Annotated in this window: 22 protein-coding genes; all 22 read left to right on the forward strand. The window is 37.1% G+C overall.

Annotation, left to right across the window (positions count from 1 at the left end; translation table 11 throughout):
• Nucleotides 1–6: 6 nt before the first annotated feature.
• The 22 genes from trmFO to cheY all read left to right on the forward strand — a co-directional run bounded on the left by trmFO (nt 7) and on the right by cheY (nt 19032).
• Entirely contained in the window at nt 7–1317 is a 1311-nt protein-coding gene (gene trmFO / locus OTJ99_RS02980) for a methylenetetrahydrofolate--tRNA-(uracil(54)-C(5))-methyltransferase (FADH(2)-oxidizing) TrmFO (RefSeq protein WP_045165304.1), read from the forward strand.
• 23 nt (nt 1318–1340) lie between these two features.
• Nucleotides 1341–1871, forward strand: coding sequence for an ATP-dependent protease subunit HslV (gene hslV / locus OTJ99_RS02985; protein ID WP_045165303.1), 531 nt, complete (start codon nt 1341–1343; stop codon nt 1869–1871).
• 11 nt (nt 1872–1882) lie between these two features.
• Nucleotides 1883–3280, forward strand: a complete 1398-nt coding sequence (gene hslU, locus OTJ99_RS02990; protein ID WP_045165302.1) for an ATP-dependent protease ATPase subunit HslU — start codon at nt 1883–1885, stop codon at nt 3278–3280.
• Between the two features lie 41 nt (nt 3281–3321).
• Nucleotides 3322–4116 (forward strand): GTP-sensing pleiotropic transcriptional regulator CodY, encoded by a 795-nt coding sequence (gene codY / locus OTJ99_RS02995; protein WP_045165301.1) that lies wholly within the window; start codon nt 3322–3324, stop codon nt 4114–4116.
• Nucleotides 4117–4324: 208 nt separating this feature from the next.
• The gene (flgB, locus tag OTJ99_RS03000) at nt 4325–4738 is read left to right on the forward strand and encodes a flagellar basal body rod protein FlgB (protein ID WP_045165300.1); all 414 of its coding nucleotides are present in this window, start codon (nt 4325–4327) and stop codon (nt 4736–4738) included.
• Nucleotides 4739–4747: 9 nt separating this feature from the next.
• Complete coding sequence (gene flgC / locus OTJ99_RS03005) at nt 4748–5188, forward strand: flagellar basal body rod protein FlgC (RefSeq protein ID WP_045165299.1); 441 nt, start codon at nt 4748–4750, stop codon at nt 5186–5188.
• A gap of 41 nt (nt 5189–5229) precedes the next feature.
• Entirely contained in the window at nt 5230–5538 is a 309-nt protein-coding gene (gene fliE, locus OTJ99_RS03010; protein ID WP_045165298.1) for a flagellar hook-basal body complex protein FliE, read from the forward strand.
• 33 nt (nt 5539–5571) lie between these two features.
• Complete coding sequence (gene fliF, locus OTJ99_RS03015) at nt 5572–7260, forward strand: flagellar basal-body MS-ring/collar protein FliF (protein ID WP_045165297.1); 1689 nt, start codon at nt 5572–5574, stop codon at nt 7258–7260.
• Between the two features lie 8 nt (nt 7261–7268).
• Entirely contained in the window at nt 7269–8279 is a 1011-nt protein-coding gene (gene fliG, locus OTJ99_RS03020) for a flagellar motor switch protein FliG (protein ID WP_045165296.1), read from the forward strand.
• A complete protein-coding gene (locus OTJ99_RS03025; protein WP_045165295.1) occupies nt 8272–9027 on the forward strand; it encodes a FliH/SctL family protein in 756 nt (251 codons plus the stop codon). The genes fliG and OTJ99_RS03025 overlap by 8 nt, the downstream gene beginning before the upstream one ends.
• A 1-nt stretch (nt 9028) precedes the next feature.
• Nucleotides 9029–10324, forward strand: coding sequence for a flagellar protein export ATPase FliI (gene fliI / locus OTJ99_RS03030; RefSeq protein ID WP_045165294.1), 1296 nt, complete (start codon nt 9029–9031; stop codon nt 10322–10324).
• 30 nt (nt 10325–10354) lie between these two features.
• Nucleotides 10355–10813 (forward strand): flagellar export protein FliJ, encoded by a 459-nt coding sequence (gene fliJ, locus OTJ99_RS03035; protein ID WP_045165293.1) that lies wholly within the window; start codon nt 10355–10357, stop codon nt 10811–10813.
• Nucleotides 10752–11624 (forward strand): MotE family protein, encoded by an 873-nt coding sequence (locus OTJ99_RS03040; RefSeq protein ID WP_269015420.1) that lies wholly within the window; start codon nt 10752–10754, stop codon nt 11622–11624. Before fliJ ends, OTJ99_RS03040 begins: the two co-directional genes overlap by 62 nt.
• 53 nt (nt 11625–11677) lie before the next feature.
• Nucleotides 11678–13195 (forward strand): flagellar hook-length control protein FliK, encoded by a 1518-nt coding sequence (locus tag OTJ99_RS03045; RefSeq protein ID WP_052671478.1) that lies wholly within the window; start codon nt 11678–11680, stop codon nt 13193–13195.
• Nucleotides 13196–13205: 10 nt separating this feature from the next.
• Complete coding sequence (locus OTJ99_RS03050) at nt 13206–13715, forward strand: flagellar hook capping FlgD N-terminal domain-containing protein (RefSeq protein WP_045165291.1); 510 nt, start codon at nt 13206–13208, stop codon at nt 13713–13715.
• Complete coding sequence (locus tag OTJ99_RS03055; RefSeq protein ID WP_045165290.1) at nt 13712–14068, forward strand: TIGR02530 family flagellar biosynthesis protein; 357 nt, start codon at nt 13712–13714, stop codon at nt 14066–14068. Before OTJ99_RS03050 ends, OTJ99_RS03055 begins: the two co-directional genes overlap by 4 nt.
• A gap of 125 nt (nt 14069–14193) precedes the next feature.
• Nucleotides 14194–15660, forward strand: coding sequence for a flagellar hook protein FlgE (locus tag OTJ99_RS03060; RefSeq protein WP_045165289.1), 1467 nt, complete (start codon nt 14194–14196; stop codon nt 15658–15660).
• A 102-nt stretch (nt 15661–15762) separates the two neighbouring features.
• Nucleotides 15763–15990, forward strand: coding sequence for a flagellar FlbD family protein (locus OTJ99_RS03065; protein WP_045165288.1), 228 nt, complete (start codon nt 15763–15765; stop codon nt 15988–15990).
• Nucleotides 15987–16457 (forward strand): flagellar basal body-associated FliL family protein, encoded by a 471-nt coding sequence (locus OTJ99_RS03070; protein WP_045165287.1) that lies wholly within the window; start codon nt 15987–15989, stop codon nt 16455–16457. The genes OTJ99_RS03065 and OTJ99_RS03070 overlap by 4 nt, the downstream gene beginning before the upstream one ends.
• Nucleotides 16458–16479: 22 nt before the next feature.
• The gene (gene fliM / locus OTJ99_RS03075) at nt 16480–17469 is read left to right on the forward strand and encodes a flagellar motor switch protein FliM (protein WP_045165286.1); all 990 of its coding nucleotides are present in this window, start codon (nt 16480–16482) and stop codon (nt 17467–17469) included.
• Complete coding sequence (gene fliY / locus OTJ99_RS03080) at nt 17466–18599, forward strand: flagellar motor switch phosphatase FliY (RefSeq protein ID WP_045165285.1); 1134 nt, start codon at nt 17466–17468, stop codon at nt 18597–18599. The genes fliM and fliY overlap by 4 nt, the downstream gene beginning before the upstream one ends.
• Nucleotides 18600–18669: 70 nt before the next feature.
• Nucleotides 18670–19032 carry a chemotaxis protein CheY gene (gene cheY / locus OTJ99_RS03085; RefSeq protein ID WP_045165284.1) on the forward strand — a complete coding sequence of 121 codons (363 nt, stop codon included), beginning with the start codon at nt 18670–18672 and terminating at the stop codon, nt 19030–19032.
• The last annotated feature ends 16 nt before the right edge of the window (nt 19033–19048 follow it).

Raw genomic sequence — 19048 nt, forward strand, 5'->3', positions numbered from 1 at the left:
GATAGAATGAGAATAACAGTAATCGGAGCTGGACTTGCAGGTGTCGAAGCTGCAAATGCCATCACTAAGTTTGGCATCAAAGTAAGACTATATGAAATGAAACCTAAGAAATTTTCACCTGCACACAAGCAAGAGGGGTTTGCAGAGCTTGTATGTAGCAATTCTTTAAAATCAAAGCTTTTGACAAACGCATCAGGGCTTTTGAAAGAAGAGATGAAACTCTTTGGTTCAATTGTGATGGAAGCAGCTTACAATACTCAAGTTGAGGCAGGTCAGGCTTTAGCAGTTGACAGGTACTTGTTTTCTGAGTATATAACAAAGAAGATAAAACAAAATCCTCTAATTGAAGTTATACACGAAGAAGTGACAGAGGTTCCAAGAGACGAGGTTGTGGTTGTTAGCACGGGTCCTTTGACCACAGAAAGTCTTCTTGAGGATATATCAAAGCTTTGCAATAGCAAAAATCTCTATTTTTTTGATGCAGCAGCGCCAATTGTATTAAAAGATTCTATTGATTTTTCAAAGGCTTTTTTTGCATCGCGCTATAATAAAGGTACAGATGACTATATTAACTGTCCTATGACAAAAGAAGAGTACGAAAGGTTTTACTATGAACTTGTAAATGCTGAAGTTATTGAGGTAAAGGACTTTGAAAGAGATTTGCTGTTTGAGGGATGCATACCTATTGAGGAGATGGCAAGAAGAGGAATTGACACAATGAGATTTGGACCACTAAAACCTGTTGGGATAATTGATCCGAAAACCGGTAAGATGCCGTATGCAGTTGTGCAGCTTAGAAAAGACACTCAAGATGGAAGGCTTTATAACATGGTCGGGTTTCAGACAAGGCTCAAATGGGGTGAGCAAAAAAGGGTTTTCAGGCTCATTCCAGGCTTGGAAAATGCAGAATTTGTAAGGTATGGTGTTATGCACAAAAACTCTTATATAAACTCACCGCAGGTCCTAACAAAGTTTCTTTCACTCAAAAAATACCCAAATATCTTCTTTGCAGGCCAGATAACAGGTGTTGAAGGGTATTTAGAGTCTGCTGCAACCGGCATTGTGGCAGGGATAAATGCTGCAAGATATGTTCTTGGCAGAGCCCAAATTACTTTTCCTCCGAGTACCTGTATTGGTGCTTTAATTGAGTATATAACAACACCCAAAAAAGATTTTCAGCCCATGAATGCAAACTATGGTATAATATCAATTGATAATGAGATTGCAAAAGTGAAAGACAAGGAAAAGAAAAAACTTTTGATTGCTGAAAAGTCTTTAAGTATATGTAGGGAGATAGCTAATCAGATTTTTGAATAATTTAAAATTTATGGAGGTTTGCTATGTTTCATGCAACAACAATTGTGGCTGTGAAAAAAGGTGAAAAGGTAGCCATAGCTGGTGATGGGCAGGTTACATTTTCACAAAACGTGATAATGAAACAGAATGCCAAAAAGGTGCGAAAAGTTTACAATGGCAAGGTGTTGGTTGGTTTTGCAGGTTCTGTTGCAGATGCAATAACCCTTTGTGAAAAGTTTGAAGAAAAGCTTGAGCAAAATAGTGGTAATCTGCAAAAGAGTGTTGTTGAGCTTGCAAAAGAGTGGAGACAGGATAAAATTCTAAGAAGGCTTGAGGCGCTTATGATTGTTGCGAATTCTGAGCATTTGTTTGTAGTCTCCGGAAGTGGTGAGGTTGTGGAGCCTGATGACAACATTGCAGCGATTGGCTCTGGCGGGCCGTATGCACTGGCTGCAGCAAGAGCGCTTGTTCAAAACACTGACCTTGAGCCTGCTGAGATTGCTAAGAAAGCTTTAGAAATTGCAGCGTCTATTTGTGTGTACACGAATAATAACATTACAGTTTTAGAATTGTAGGTGATAATAGGATGAATGAATTGACACCTCAAGAAATAGTAAAAGAGCTTGACAAATATATAGTTGGACAAGAGAGGGCAAAAAAATGTGTTGCCATTGCCCTGAGGAATAGGTACAGGCGTGCAAAACTTCCAAAAGAACTGCAGGACGAGATTACTCCTAAAAATATCTTAATGGTCGGGCCAACAGGTGTTGGCAAGACAGAGATTGCAAGACGGCTTGCAAAGCTTGTAAATGCTCCCTTTGTAAAGGTTGAGGCAACTAAATTCACCGAAGTTGGATATGTTGGAAGAGATGTTGATTCAATGGTTCGAGACCTTGTGGAAAATGCAATTTCTCTTGTTAAGAGCGAATACATGGAGAGAATGAAAGAAAGGGCAAAGGCACTCGTTGAGGACAGAATTTTGGAAATATTAGTCCCTGGACCTCAGTCAAAGAAGGCGGGGTTTAAAAATCCTTTTGAGGTTCTTTTTGGTGCGCAGACACAGGAACCCGAACAGTCTTACCAGACAACAGATGACTACATCAAGACACAAAGGGAGATTTTAAGAGAGAAATTAAGGTCTGGTGAGCTTGAGGACAAAGTAATTGAGGTTGAGGTAGAGGACACTGTAAAGCCGCCGTTTGAAATGATAATGGGCACAATTTCGGATGAGATGGGAATATCGTTTCAGGATGTGTTTGGTTCGCTGTTTCCTAAGAAGAAGAAAAAGAAGAAGATGACAATAAGAGAAGCGCGCGAAGTATTAGAGCAGGAAGAGTACAATAAGCTGATTGATATGGATGAGGTTATAAAAGAAGCAATCCATCGTGCTGAGCAGCATGGGATAATATTTATTGATGAGATAGACAAAATAGCAGGCAGAGGTTCAGGAGTAGGTCCGGATGTGTCAAGAGAAGGTGTGCAAAGAGATATCTTACCTATTGTTGAAGGCTGTACTGTCATGACAAAGTACGGACCTGTCAAGACAGACCATATTTTGTTTATTGCAGCAGGAGCTTTTCACGTTGCAAAAGTTTCTGATTTGATACCAGAGCTTCAGGGAAGGTTCCCTGTTGTTGTAGAACTACATCCGTTGACAGAAGAGGACTTCAAAAAGATTTTAACACAGCCAAAAAATGCTATTACAAAACAGTATGTTGAGCTTATGAAGACAGAGGGTGTGAATATTACGTTTACTGATGATGCAATTGAGGCTATTGCAAAGGTTGCTGTGAAAATTAATGAGCAGAGCGAAAACATTGGTGCGCGAAGACTTCATACTGTTGTTGAAAAAATAATGGAAGACATTTCTTTTGAATATGCAAATGTCGAAAAGCCAATTGATATTGTGATTGACAAAGACTATGTATATTCCAAAGTATCAGACATGATAAAAGATAAGGACCTGAATAGGTTTATCATATAACTTTTTAGTTTTAGCAACTTTGTGAAAGGAGCAAAATATGCATGCAGCAAAGTCTTCTCGAAAAGGTCAGGAAAATAAACAGGATTGTTCAAAGCAAAGAAAAGGATATTTTGGATTTTAACAAGCTGTGCTGCATTGTAGGTGATGTTACAGACTCAACTGTGTTTTTCATTGATGCGAACGGTAAAGTATTTTGCAAATATATAATGCCGTTTGTCAATGCAGAGATAAAAATTGACCAGGATGGAATTTTGAAAGAAGATGTCCAGAAACTCCTTTGGTCTTTTGTTGATACAAGGATAAATTTAAAGCTTTCTGAGATAGCAAAGATTGCAGAAATTGAAAGTGAAAAAGTTGATATAAAAGATATAGTTTGTACAATAATACCCATTATAGGTGGCACAAGACGGTTTGGAACAGTACTTTCTTTAAAGAGCTATACTAATTTTACAGAGGATGATGTAATTCTTTTAGAGTATGTTGCAACAATTATTGGACTTGACCTTTTGAACCTTACAAAAGAAGAGGATGAGGAAGAAAAGAAAAAAAGAGAGATGATAAAGTCTGCGATTGATACACTTTCAATCTCAGAGCTTGAAGCTTTAATTCATATATTTGAAGAGCTGAAGACAAATGAGGGATTATTAGTTGCAAGTAAAATTGCAGATAAGGTAGGAATAACAAGGTCTGTGATTGTAAATGCGCTAAGAAAGTTTGAAAGTGCAGGACTTATTGAAACAAGGTCTTTAGGGCTAAAAGGCACGTATATAAAGGTATTAAATGACATGGTGAGAAGTGAGATTGAAAAGTATAAAGAAAAGCTAAAGGTAAAGTGATTTTGCATTGATAAAAAGTGTTGAAGTATAAGGAGAGGGGTTAAAGAGGATAGTAGGGAGGGGAGCCTACTGTCCTCTTGTCTTTTTATTTAACCTTGTTTTAAACCTTGTTTTAACATTGCCTAAAAAATTTTTGTATGGTATTTTTATCAAAAATTTTGTAAAATAGAATAAAAGATTGTTGAAAAGTAAAAGGAGAAAGAAAAAAATGATTAATATGTTTGAGAAGATAGACTTTTATAAAAAAGCTTTAGATTACGCATGGAAGAGAAATGAACTTATCTCAAACAATATTGCAAATGCAGACACCCCCGGCTACAAAGCTAAGGATTTAAATTTCAAAGTATTTTTGCAAGCATATTTAAATGGTCAAGAGGACTTGGATCTTATAACTACAGACAAAAGGCATATAAAAGCAGACCAAAGTTCTGATAGCGGTGCCGAAGTTAGTACGCTTGAGGTTTTAGACAGCAGTTTTCAGATGAGACTTGATGGAAATACAGTGGACATTGAGCAAGAGATGGGGAAACTTTTGCAGAACTCCTTATACTTTGATGGGGTAAGCCTTCAGCTTTCCAGAGAGATAAACAAATGGAAAACAGTTATAAAAGAGGGCAGGTGAGATTAAAAAATGGGTATGTTTGATGCTATAAATATCTCAGCCTCAGCTTTACATGCCCAGAGAGTGAGAATGGATGTAATTGCCCAAAACATTGCAAATGCCAACACAACCCGTACAGAAAATGGAACACCTTACAGAAGAAAGATTGTTGTGTTTGAAGAGAGAAAACAGAGTTTTGGTGATATATTAAATGAGAAGTTAAATGCGGGTAGTAATACATACGGTGGTGTAAGAGTGAAGGCTATAATTGAAGATCCAAGTCCGTTTAAAAAGGTCTATGACCCAGCTCATCCAGATAGCGACCAGAATGGTTATGTAAACTACCCAAATGTTGACATTGTAACTGAGATGGTTAATATGATTGAGGCCTCTCGTGCATATGAGGCAAACATTACTGCTATAAATATCACAAAGTCTATGATAACAAGGACGTTTGAGATAGGAAAATAAAAGGTTTTTATCAGGTGAAAAACGAGGAGGTTTTTTTTTAAATGCTGGGGAGTATTAATTTTGATAGTGTGTCAAAACTCTTTGAAAAGCAATTTTCAGATGAAGGCAAAAGTAGAGAATCAAGCTCTTCCACTTCGTTTGTAGACTTGTTGTACAAGGTGTTAGAAGGTGTGGATAGTCTTCAAAAAGAGGCTGAATACCAAAACAAACTTTTTACACTTGGACTTACTTCAAATCCGCAAGATGCGATTGTGGCATCAGAAAAGGCATCCTTAGCTTTGCAACTTACACTCCAGATTAGGAACAAGATTCTAGATGCATATAATGAGATTATGCGTATGCAGGTGTAGCTGTTTTTATATCTTTGCGGGGAGGTATTATAGTTGCCTCAATTTTTGAGTAATTTTTTGAAGAATATAAAAGAAAGATTAGACAAGCTCTCTAAATTCCAGAAAATAATGTTATTACTTTCTTCTTCTATAGTTATATTATCGGTAATTATTGCTCTTTATATTACTACCCGACCTCACTATGTTGTTCTTTTTTCAGATCTTGATCAAAAAGATGTGGCAGAGATACAGAAAACATTGGAAGAACAGAAGATTGATTCAAAAGTGGCAAATGGTGGAACAACTATTTTAGTAAAAGATACTGACATCGACAAAGCTAAAATGGCAGCAGCACTTTCTGGTTATCCAAAAAATAGTGAAATTACATTTGAAGATGCTCTCAAGCTTTCAAGCTCAATGACAGCAACAGAAGCTGATAAGAGAAGGACTTTTATAAAGCTAAAAGAAAGCGAAATTCAAAAAGCCTTGAAAGAAATGACCGATTACATAGAGGATGCAGTTGTAAACCTAAGTGTGCCTGAAGACTACACGTTTGCTTTAAAGGATGAAACTACAAAACCAACAGCAAGTGTAAAACTCACACTCAAAAAGAGTTTGTCCAGCGATCAGATAGAAGGTATCCAAAGGTTTGTGGCTGCATCAGTAGAGGGACTTTTGCCAGAAAATGTGGTAATAATAGACAATAAAGGAAATTATCTGTCTATCAATTCATCTGATGTTACTGAAGGTCTTTCGAGTAAACAGCTCCAGATAAAGATTGCAACAAAAAATGAGATAGAGAGAAAGGTCAAAGAGCTTCTTGGGAATTATGTTAGCTCACCTGAGGATGTAAAGGTTTCTGTAAATTTGGATATGAATTTTGATATGCAAAAGGTAAGTGAGACAAGGTACTCACCTGTTTTAGAGGACAGTGGAATAATTGTTTCTAAAAAGACTACGAAAGAAGAGGCCCAGAGTACCAATTCTTCTACAAGTGGTGTTCCTGGTACCGATACAAACCCCACTCAGAATAATCCCCAATACCCGCTTACCAGTCAGGGTGGGCAGTCTTCCTATTCAAAGACTGATGAGACAGTAAATTATCAGAACAATGAAAAAAAGATTGAGACAATCAAAGCACCTGGTACAATAAACTATGATAAGTCATCAATTGCAGTTGTGCTTTATAGGTATGTTACATACAGGCAGGAAGACTATGAAAAGTCTGATCAAGCAAAGACAATGAGCTGGGATGAATTTAAGCTTCAAAACCAGAACAACAAAAGGTCGTTTTTGACAGACCAAAAAGAGGTTGAGAATATTGTAAATCTTATAAAAAGCGCCACAGGAATTCAAAATGTCACAGTGGAAGGGTATGAGATTCCTACATTTGTCGACAAACCACAAAGACAGATTCCGCTTGATTATATCTATGTTGCGTTTGCATTTTTACTTTTGATGGTGTTTGCTCTAAGTTTACTGATAAAATCTCTCAGAATGAAGCCTGCAGAACAACTTGAACTTGCAGGGGTTGGGGAGGTAAGCATCCCCTCTGAAGAGAAAGTAGTGGAAGAGATTTTACAACCGGCACAAGAGAAGAAGGAAGAACAGCCTGTTGAGGAAATAAATGTGGAAGAATTTGGTGTGAGCCAGTATGAAAAGCAGATAGATAAGCTTCTTCGTGAAAAACCGGAGGTTGTTGCACAGCTTCTTAGAAACTGGCTCAATGAAGATTGGGAGTGATATAGAAGATGCCAAGGACAGGTGAAATTTCTGGCAAGCAAAAAGCTGCCATGCTTTTGATAGCATTGGGACCCGAGCGTTCTGCTAAAATTTTTAAACATTTAAAAGAGGATGAGATAGAAGAGCTTACCTTAGAGATAGCAAATATAAGAACTGTTTCGCCTGAGCAAAAACGGGCTATATTAGAAGAATTTTATAACCTCTGCCTTGCTCAGGAGTACATTGCAGAGGGTGGAATTGATTATGCGAAAGAGGTTTTAGAAAAAGCACTTGGTCCTGAAAAGGCAAAAGAAGTTATTGAAAGGTTAACAGTTTCGTTGCAGGTTCGACCTTTTGACTTTATTCGCAAAGCTGATGCATCACAGATACTCAACTTTATCCAAAATGAGCATCCACAGACAATCGCTTTGGTTCTTGCTTATCTCAAACCTCAGCAGGCAGCACAAGTTTTGGCATCACTACCCCAGGAAAAGCAAGCTGAAGTTGCAAGGCGAATTGCCCTTATGGATAGAACTTCACCGGATATCATTCGCGAAGTTGAAAAGGTGCTTGAGAAAAAGCTGTCATCTGTTGTGATGCAAGACTACACAGTTGTTGGTGGTATTCAGGCAATTGTTGATATTCTAAATGCAGTTGACAGGGGTACAGAAAAGAGGATATTAGAGGCTTTAGAGCTTGAAGATGTTGAGCTTGTTGAAGAGATTAGAAAGCGTATGTTTGTATTTGAAGACATTGTCAAGCTTGACAACAGGTCCATCCAAAGAATTCTGCGTGAGGTTGAGAACAATACACTTGCAATTGCACTCAAAGGTACCACAGAAGAGGTCAGACGAGTCATTTTTAGCAATATGTCAAAACGTATGGCTGAGATGATTCAAGAGGATATGGAATACATGGGACCTGTTAGAATCCGCGATGTTGAAGAAGCACAGCAAAAGATTGTCAATATAATACGAAAGCTTGAGGATGCTGGCGAGATCGTAATATCTCGTGGTGGGGGAGATGAGATAATTGTCTAATGTAATCAGAAATAATCAAGTACTGATTCAAAGTCCTGTGGAAACAAACTACAAGGTCATTTTGGAAAAACTAATAAAGGCGAAAGCAGAGATTGAACACTATGAGCGAAAATTAAAGGAACAAGAAGAGGAATTCAAACGGCAGCAGGAGCAGAATGAAGCGTTTAGAAAAGAAGCAGAAGAAGTCTTAGAAAAGGCAAAAGAAGAAGCAAAGAGGATTGTAAAAGAAGCAGAAGCTCAGGCAGAACAAATTAAAAAGGAGGCCTTTGAAAGAGGGTTTAATGAAGGTTTGAGTCAGGGATTGGCAGCAGCTGAGGCAGAATATCAAAAAAGACTGCAAGAGATAGAAATACTAAAAATACAGGTTTTGGCCGAGCGTGAAAGAATACTCAAAGATGCTCAAAATGAATTAATGATTCTTGTACCCAAAATTGTGGAAAAGGTTGTAGAAAAAGAAGTACAGAATAAGGAATTTTTGCAAAATTTTATTAAAAACGCCATTTCTCAGCTTTCAATAAAAAATAGTTTAGTTATAAGAACAAGTGAAAAAGATTTTGAGTATGTGAACCAAAACTTAGATGAAATTTTAAGAGGAATTGAAGGTATTGACAAAGTAGAAGTAAAAGTTGACAAAGCATTATCGTTTGGCGACATTGTGATTGAGACACCTTATGGATTTGTAGAGACAGGGATAAAAACAAGGCTTGAAAAGCTTCAAGAGATAGTCTTTTCAATAATTGGTGATTGAGATGTTTGAAAGGTTGAAAACAAAGATAGAGAGCACAAATTTTTACCAGTTTACTGGTTTTGTGAACCAAGTTATAGGGCTGACAATCGAGTCTATAGGTCCTGCTGTCAGTATTGGGACACTTTGCAAAATAAAGACAGCAAAGTCAGAGACACTGGCAGAGGTTGTAGGGTTTAAAGAGAACAAGGTGCTTTTGATGCCATACTCAGACCTTATAGGCATTTTCCCTGGCTGCAAGGTGATTGCACAAGATAGCATTTTTGAGGTCAAAGTGGGAGAAGAACTTTTAGGCAGGGTTTTAGATGGGCTTGGACAGCCAATTGACGGCAAAGGTGAGATAAGATCTAAAACAAAATATCCTGTAGAAAACAAGGCTCCGAACCCTCTTGAAAGGCCAAGGATAGATTCAATAATGCCGCTGGGGATAAAAGCAATTGACACTCTGCTCACAATTGGAAAAGGGCAAAGGGTAGGAATATTTGCAGGAAGCGGTGTTGGGAAGAGCACACTTCTTGGTATGATAGCAAGAAATGCAAAGGCTGATGTGAATGTTTTGGCGCTGATTGGTGAGAGAGGAAGAGAGCTAAAAGAGTTTTTGGAAAAGGATTTAAAAGAAGAGGGTCTGAAGAGGTCTGTTGTGGTTGTTGCAACCTCTGATGAGTCAGCGCTAAAAAGGGTCAAAGCTGCTTATGTTGCAATGGCAATTGCAGAATACTTTCGTGACCAGGGAATGGATGTTCTTTTCATGATGGACTCACTTACACGATTTGCGATGGCACAAAGGGAGATTGGTCTTGCAATTGGTGAGCCACCTGTTTCACGAGGATATACTCCTTCTGTTTTTAGCATAATGCCAAAACTTTTAGAACGGGCAGGCAAAAACCAAAAAGGGTCTATTACAGCTCTTTACACAGTACTTGTTGATGGTGATGATTTTAATGAGCCAATTACTGATACAGCAAGGGGTATTTTGGACGGGCATATAGTTTTGTCAAGGTCGATTGCCAACAAAAACCACTATCCTGCCATAGATGTACTTGCAAGTATCAGCAGGGTAATGAATGACATAGTAAGTCCTGAGCACAAAGAGTTGGCGAATGAAATAAAGCGAATTTTGGCAACTTATAAAGAAGCTGAGGATTTGATTACAATTGGTGCATACTCAAAAGGGACAAATAGCGAGATAGACAGGGCAATTGAATTGATGCCGCGGATAAATGAGTTTTTAAGACAAGATATTGATGAGAGGTTTGAGTTTGAAGAGGAGCTTGAGATGCTGAAAAGTATAATCTCTTGAAGAAATTTTAAAAAGGATTGAAGAGAAAAAATGAAAAGGTTTAGGTTTGATCAAATTTTGCGGATTAAGCAACAACTGGAAGAGATTAAAAAAAGTGAACTTGCAAGGCAGAATGAAATTTTAAACGGATATATGGAAAAAAAACTTGAGCTTGAGAAGATGTTAAATGAAACAAAAAGTCAGGTGAAAAGCCTTTACAGTGGCGTATTTTTCCCAAATGAGATAAAGTACTACTCTCAGTTTATGGGAAGTTTGAAGAAAAGGATAGATATTCAAAATCAACTTATATACTATCAGCAGATGAAAGTAGAGGAGAAAAGAAAAGAGCTTATAGTAAGCACGATAGAAAAGAAAAAGTATGAGAAATTAAAAGAAAAGCATCTTGTAAATTTTATGAATGAGCTAAAACGTATAGAAAATAAGGAGCTTGATAGAATTATTTCTTACAAAATCTACAAGAGCATGGGTGATGATAGTGGCAGAAAGTAGAAATGTTGACCAAGTAAAGCTTGAAAAAAAGCAAGAAAATAAAAAAAAGAAAAGAGGTAAGAATTTTTTAGTTGTTTTATTAGTTTTTCTACTTTTGGGTGGAGGTTCTTTTGCAGCTGTATACTTTAATCTTTTTGGAGCAAAGACGGCTATTGACAATTTGCTTCAAAAAACACCCTTTGCTAAAAAAACTGTGCAGTCAACACAAAAAGTAGACTTAGAAAAAGTTTACAAGCAGCAGATAGCTGAGCTTGAGAAGCAAAACAAGGATTTACAGAGCAAGCTAAAACAGCTTCAAGTAGAAAATTCAAATTTACAAAAACAAGTACAGGACCTTACAACAAGGCTAAACGATATTGTGGCAGAACAGACAGATACTTCAAACAAGGCGAAGAATTTTTCAAGTTATCTACAAAATATGGATTCAAAAAAGGCTGCAAAGATATTGGAAAGTCTCATAGACACAAATGTTGAGATGGCATCAATTGTTTTGCAAAATATCCCGACCGAAATTGCATCTGAAATACTATCAAATATTCCCTCTGATAAGACGATAAAATTATTAGGAATTTCAAATCAATCGGGAATTTTACAGGCTCAAAGTATTTCAAGCCTTGTTGATATTTATAAAAATATTGATTCAAAAGTAGCAGCTTCAATTTTTGAAAGTATGATGGATGATAAGACAAAATATCAGCTTGCATTAAGTATTCTAAAACGCCTTGACACAAAAACGTCTTCACAGATAATTAGCAATATGAAGCCAGAAAATGCTGCAAAGGTCACTTCTGACCTTTCAGCATTGAGATAAATTAAAACCTCAAACTTTTGAGTACTTTAAAACGAAAGGGGTGAAAAGTAAGATTGGAGGCAAGTTTGGTGAGGGTAAATAATTTGCTTTTTGCAGCATCAAGCAATAAAGTAGAAGAGAGTTTGCAAAAGCCTCGGCAAGGTACTCAGTCATCTTTTAAGAAAATTTTTGATAGGGCGTCAAAAAGGACTACTGAAAACATCACTGCACCTAAAACTGATAAAAACGAAGATAGTGGAAGGTTTGCAGTGGTATTAAATCCTAAGATAAGACAGGTAATAACTCAGGATAACAAAAGTGTGAAAAAAGGTCAGGGACAGACTGCTACTGAAGTTTTACAGGAAGCCACCCAACCAGCTTTAAAAGAAGAGGAAAAGATTTCTGATTTTGTTCTGAATTTGATATTGAGTTTGCTGCAGAATACAAAGGGTCAGGCAGGTGAATTTTTTAAGCAGATTTTGATTAAAGAAGAAAATGCATTTGAACATACGATTGTCAAAGAGATGATAAATACTTTAAATGCTATAAAAACTTTTGATGCAGATGTAGCTGGGCAGGAAAAAAATTTAGTTGAGATTTTTAATATTGTAGGACAAGTGTCAAAAAATGTATCTGAAGAGGCTGGGAATGGAGACTGGCATCTTGCGAAGCTTGTGTTCGAAAGTGCTGAGGTGCTGGGTTTGTCCACTGAAAGAAGCAATAGTATTGACAATAAAATTGGCCTCAAAGATAACTCTTTCAGTATGTTAGAAAACATTCTCTTAAAGAATGAGAAAAATGATATTCTTCCCCCTGAGTGGAGACTAATTAACAAAGAAGTTGCATTTTTAAAAAAATTGGTTCAAGTTCTTTCTGAGAATTCTGACCATATGGTAAATCATCATTCAAATATGTTAAATAATCTATATGAGAATGTGACTTATGATTTTGAAGCCAGAGATGTTAAAAGTACCGACAATCTTCAACTATATTTGGGTGATTTAAAGGAAGATATATCTGCCCAAACTAATGAAGAGACTTGGCTGCACACAGTGGAGAAGCTTGAGAATAAAGACCCAAGTGATGATAGAAATGAGTTTTTAGGTAAGATTTCCTCAAAGTTTGATGCTAATACACTTTCCAAGGTGGAAATAAGAGCCGATGAGAATGTATTTAAGGCATTAAGAGCTTCAGTAATTGAACAAATAGCTGAGAAGATTTCACTTATCCACAAGCAAAATCTTACAACCTTGACGGTATCCATAAAACCTGAGTGGCTTGGAAATGTTGTTATTGAGCTAAATAGAGACCTGAACGGTAATATTACAGGTAACATTATTGTGAGCAATCCCCAGGTGAAAGAAATTGTTGAAAGCTCCCTTTCAAATCTCTTGACAATCTTAAAAGACCAAGGGATAAATATATCACAACTAAATGTAAGTCTTGGCAATAGCCACAGTAGTCAGCAGTTTCAAAGTCAGCAGAGGTTTTCACAAAAGCAGTACTCCTTTGCCCAAACAGAAGACACTATGGATACGATAGAAGGTTTGATATATGAGATTAGTGAAAATGTGTTAAACTTGAGAGCTTGAGGTGAAAAGAATGGCAGGTACAAGTATTAATAATTTAACAGGGGTTTTGTCACAAAGCTCAAATGTATCTTCTTCACAGTCTTCATCAAAGAATACACTTGGCAAGCAAGAGTTTTTAAATCTTTTGGTGACACAGCTAAGATACCAAGACCCATTAAAGCCTATGGAAGATAAAGAGTTTGTTGCTCAGCTTGCCCAGTTTTCTGCACTTGAACAGATGCAAAATCTAAATGAGTCGTTTGAACTTATAAAAGCTCAGAGTATGATTGGAAGGTATGTTGTTGCAACAAACCCATCTGATTCTTCAAAAACAATAGAAGGAAGGATTGACAGTATCAGAATAGGAGGAAGTAAGATATATTTAAAAGTAAATGGAGTGGAGGTAACCCCAGAGAATATCAAGCAAATTTATCACACTTATGTTGAAGAGGTTTTGTCAGATATAAAAGAGAAGGTACCAACAAAAGATGATCTTCTGAGCATCTTAAGCTCCTTACAAAAAGGAGAAGACTCAAAATGACAATAAATAGAATTGGTAATGTAAATTCTAATAGATTAAACAGTACAAAAATTGAAAGAAAAGAAACTGCTGAAGGTTTCAGTAGCTTGCTTTCTCAAAGTCTTAAAATCTCCAAACATGCAAACGAGAGACTTCAAACGCAGAATATCAATATTGATTCAAGTACTTTAGCAAAGCTTGAGGAAGCTATTAAGAAGGCTGAGCAAAAAGGGCTCAAAAATGATGTATTAGTTCTAAATGGTGATGTTGCATACATTGTGAATGTTAAAAACAAGGTAGTTGTAACTGTAAAAGATGTAAATAGCCTAAAAGACAATATCTTTACAAACATAGATGGGGTTTTGATGATATAACAAAGATGCAAGGGGGATGGACCCGCAAGATGGGAGGTCCCCCCTACAAGAAAGACCTTCCTGACTGACAGAGGGAAGGTCAAAAAAAGGTCAAATAACCATGAAAGAGGGGGATTTTTGTCAAGATGATGAGGTCAATGTTTTCGTCAATTTCAGCACTTCGGGCTCATCAGACCAGAATGGATGTGATAGGTGATAATATTGCCAATGTCAATACAGTGGGGTTTAAATCAAGCAGAGTGACATTTGCATCTGTTTTTGCATCTGTCATAAAAGCAGCCTCTGCCCCCGATACAACATCTGGTAGAGGCGGTTCAAACCCTATGCAGATAGGGCTTGGTGTTTCGGTGGCCTCTGTTGATATGAATATGACAAGAGGAAGCCTCCAGCGTACTGACAATCCAACCGATTTGGCAATCGAAGGAGATGGATTTTTTGTAGTAGGTGGTGATGGCAAGGCACCACGTTTTACAAGAGCAGGAAACTTTAGTTTAGATAAAATGGGGAATTTAGTTACAGCAAATGGGCTTAATGTGCTTGGGTGGATGTATGACCCTGTTAATAATCAGATTGATACTACAAAAAGTCCTTCGAAGATAAACATCCTTGCATTTCCAACTTTGCCTCCTAAGGCAACTGATAAGATTAGTTTTGATGGTAATCTCAGTGCTGATGCGGTTGCGTATACAGGGCAAATTACTAAGTATGAAGATTTGCTCAATGTTCCTGCTGATAGCAAGTATTCCATGAGTTTTAAGGTTTATGATTCCCAGGGTAAAGAACACACTCTTCAGTTAATATTTGTCAAAAAGGATAACAATCAATGGGAATGGTTTGTTGATGCACCACGACTCAAAAAAAATATTGGTACTGCTCAAAATCCACAGGAAGCATATGTATATGTAGATGATATGATAGAAGCAAACAATGACTATGATAATTTCATTGCCAGAGGAACTATAACTTTTGGCCAAGCGGGAAAGGTGCTTGATGACGAGAACACACCAGATGTAGAAGGCATTACAATTACAGGTGGTCGGTATGTCAATACACAAAACGGAACATTTACGATTAATTTCAAAAATAGTGTTGTCAATCCTATCACTTTTAAAGTAAATGGTTCTCAATTTGATATCAATGACCCAACAAATATTGCCTTTTTCCTTAAGAAGATAACTCAGTTTGGTAATATGGACAGTTCAATCAGGGTTGCTCAGATGACAGGATATTCAGCAGGGAGCTTGCAAGGTTTTAATATTGATGCAACAGGCAAGATAACAGGAATTTATTCAAACGGTTTAAATCAGCTAATTGGCCAGATTGCAATTGCAACGTTTGCAAACCCTGCAGGGCTTCAGAGAATTGGTGATAATCTTTATATAAACACTGTAAACTCAGGTGACCCTGAGATAGGAACGCCTGGGTCAGGCTCGCGCGGCACAATCTCACAGGGCACCTTGGAGATGTCAAATGTTGATTTAGCCAAAGAGTTTACAGATATGATTGTCACCCAGAGAGGTTATCAGGCAAATGCAAGGGTGATCACTGCTTCTGATGAGCTTTTGCAGGATTTGGTAAATATTAAGAGGTAAAAATAATGGGTATTAAATAAAGGGGAGGAGTATTTTAGCTCCTCCCCTTCGAAAAAGCTGAAGGAATTGTGATAATACTTTACGTTCAAAGGATGGTTTTGCATGATAAAATTAAGAAGAATAAACAACAAAGAATTTGTTGTAAATGCTGATTTTATTGAGTTTGTTGAGGCAACACCTGATACTGTTATTACACTTACAAACGGTGTAAAACTTGTTGTAAAGGAGTCTGTGGATGAAGTCATTGAAAAAGTTATTGAGTATAAGAAGAAGATTTTTGAGGGAGTTATCTTCAATATACAACCTATGAAAAAGGAGTATGATCAATGAAAGGTGAAAAGCTGAATTCAATCATTCTTATCTTGCTTGTTTTGTTGCTTTTGATGATGGTGGGCATGGGAATAGGTTTTTTGACTGTGATTAAAAACCTATCACCTTCTGCCTCAGGTTCTAAGTCTGCTACTGAAATAGAAAAGCCAGAAAAGCTATATATATACGATGTCAATGATGGCAAACCACTCATGAGCAATCTTCAAGACACTCAGACAAATGTAGGTAGAGTTATCAGAGTAACAGTACAACTTGAAGTGACAGATAAAAAGTTACCTGAAACTATGAAAGAGAAGAACATAGTGATTGCTGATATAATCGATAGTGTGCTTCGTAGCAAAACAGCTGACGAACTTTTGAAGCCAGAAGGGAAAGAAAAGGTCAGAAAAGAGATAAAGGACAGGTTAAATGAGATATTTGATAATAAGGTGTACAATGTTAACTTTGGCGAGTTTATTATTCAATAAAAAGGTGGTGAAACTACCTAAAATGGGTGATATACTTTCACAGAGTGAAATAGATGAACTTTTGCGGTTGCTGACATCAGGTGAGCTTTCACTTGAAGAGATTCAAAAACCAAAGCAAGAAAAGAGTATTAGAGTCTACGATTTTAAAAGGCCGAGCAAGTTTGCAAAAGATCACCTTCGAACACTTCAGATAATTTTTGAAAATTATTCGCGAATAGTCACCACCTTTTTGTCTGGGTATTTGAGAACAGTTGTGCAGATGGATGTGATTTCTGTCGAACAACTAACTTATTACGAGTTTAGCAATTCGCTTTCAAACCCGGTTGTAATGGGAATTATCAACTTTGCACCTTTAAAAGGTAGTATTGTGTTTGAGATGTCACCAGAGATAGCATTTGCAATGATTGACAGAGTTCTTGGTGGTTTTGGAAAAGGTGTTGACAAGATAAGAACATTTACAGAGATTGAGCTTGTTTTAATTGAAAGACTTTTACAACAGTTTGTAAACTATTTCAGAGAAGCATGGGAAAACATTATTGATTTAAGGCCAAGACTTGAAAAAATAGAAACAAATCCACAGTTTACACAAATAGTATCGCCAAATGAAACTATTGCACTTGTAACAATTGATATGAATGTCGGCGAGGTAGAAGGTATGGCAAACATATGTTTACCACATATGGTTATAGAACCTATCATGCCAAGGCTCAGTACTAAATACTGGTTTTCGATCTCTGCAAAGGAGACATCTGAAGAAACAAAAGAGTATTTGCAAAGAAAAATAGAAAAGACAAAAGTCACAGTGAGAGCAATCTTAGGTAGGACCAAAATTACAGTAAAAGAGTTTTTAGAGCTCCAGGTAGGTGATGTTATTAAACTTGATAGAAGGAAGAATGAAGAGATAGAAGTATTTGTTGGAGATAGATTAAAATTTTATGGTGTTCCTGGACGAAAAGAAAAGAGATTGGCAATAAAAGTAACAAGGCTGGAAGAGGGGGATGAGATCAAATGAGCGATTTGCTTTCTCAAGATGAAATAGATGCTCTTTTGCGGGGTATGAGTGAATCTTCTTCACAAGAGACTACAATTACTGACCAAGACAAAGACGTGCTCGGCGAGATAGGAAATATCTCAATGGGCACAGCGGCGACTACTTTAAGTATTCTTTTAAATCAGAAAGTGAATATTACAACCCCAGTTGTAAGCGTTCTGAGGTGGGATGAGCTTCCCAAAGAATTTCCAGTACCCTATGTAGCTATTAAAGTTGTGTACAAAGAAGGGCTGGAAGGAGTTAACTTGCTTATTTTAAAGAAAGAAGACGTTGAGATAATAGCCGACCTTATGATGGGTGGAACTGGAAATATTGAGTTTTCAGAGGAACTTTCTGAACTTCAAATTTCTGCTATCCAAGAAGCAATGAACCAGATGATAGGTTCTGCTTCAACATCGCTTTCCTCCATGTTGAATCTAAGGATTGACATCAGCCCGCCAGAGGCGTTTGTAATAGACTTTGCCCAGAACGCTGAGGAGATGATTCCTGAGCTAAAAAGTGCAGATGAGATAGTAAAAGTTGCGTTTAGGATGACAGTTGGAGATTTGATTGACAGTCAAATAATGCAGCTTATTCCTGTTGATTTTGCAAAACAGCTTGTCAATGCAATGTTAAGCAATACGCTGGGAGCATTTCCGGCTGAAGAAAGAACTGAAGCAAAATCGTCTGTACAAGAAACCATTAGAACTTCTGAAAAGCCGTCAATGGAGGAATCTTCAAAGAGGCAAACAGTTGCTTCTTCACACAGTTTTCAGCAGAAGAAAGAGGAAAAAAGCGAGAGAGTGTACAATGTTTCACCAGTCCAATTTGAGAGCTTTGACGAGGAAGAAGAGAGAAGGTATCCAGAGAATATTGAGCTCATTTTGGATGTGCCGCTTGAGATTACTGTTGAACTTGGAAGGACACAAAAGCTTGTTAGAGAAATTTTAGAATTTTCAACAGGTTCTATTATAGAACTTGATAAACTGGCGGGTGAGCCTGTTGATATTCTTGTAAATGGCAAAGTGATTGCCAAAGGTGAAGTTGTAGTTATTGATGAAAATTTTGGTGTTCGCATAACTGATATTGTCAACCCGTCAAATAGGTTATAAAATATAAATAAGCATTTTTTTTTGAAAGACAAATTTTACATCAAAGAACTTTAGAAAAGGAGAGAGATTTATGTCAAAAAGGATTTTGATAGTGGATGATGCAGCGTTTATGAGAATGATGTTGAAAGACATTATAACAAAAAATGGATATGAAGTAGCAGGTGAAGCTGAAAACGGACGTAGGGCTGTTGAATTGTACAAAGAACTTAAGCCTGATCTTGTGATGATGGATATTACTATGCCAGAGATGGACGGTATACAAGCGGTAAGGGAGATAAAAAAGATTGACCCTCAAGCAAAGATTATAATGTGTTCTGCTATGGGTCAACAAGCGATGGTTATAGAGTCAATTCAGGCAGGTGCCCGAGATTTTATTGTAAAACCTTTCCAAGCAGAAAGAATTGTTGAGGCTATCAAAAAAGTACTTGGTTAAAGAATGTGCGGTTTTC

The sequence above is a fragment of the Caldicellulosiruptor naganoensis genome (assembly GCF_026914285.1).
In the GTDB taxonomy this organism is placed as follows: Bacteria; Bacillota; Thermoanaerobacteria; order Caldicellulosiruptorales; family Caldicellulosiruptoraceae; genus Caldicellulosiruptor; species Caldicellulosiruptor naganoensis.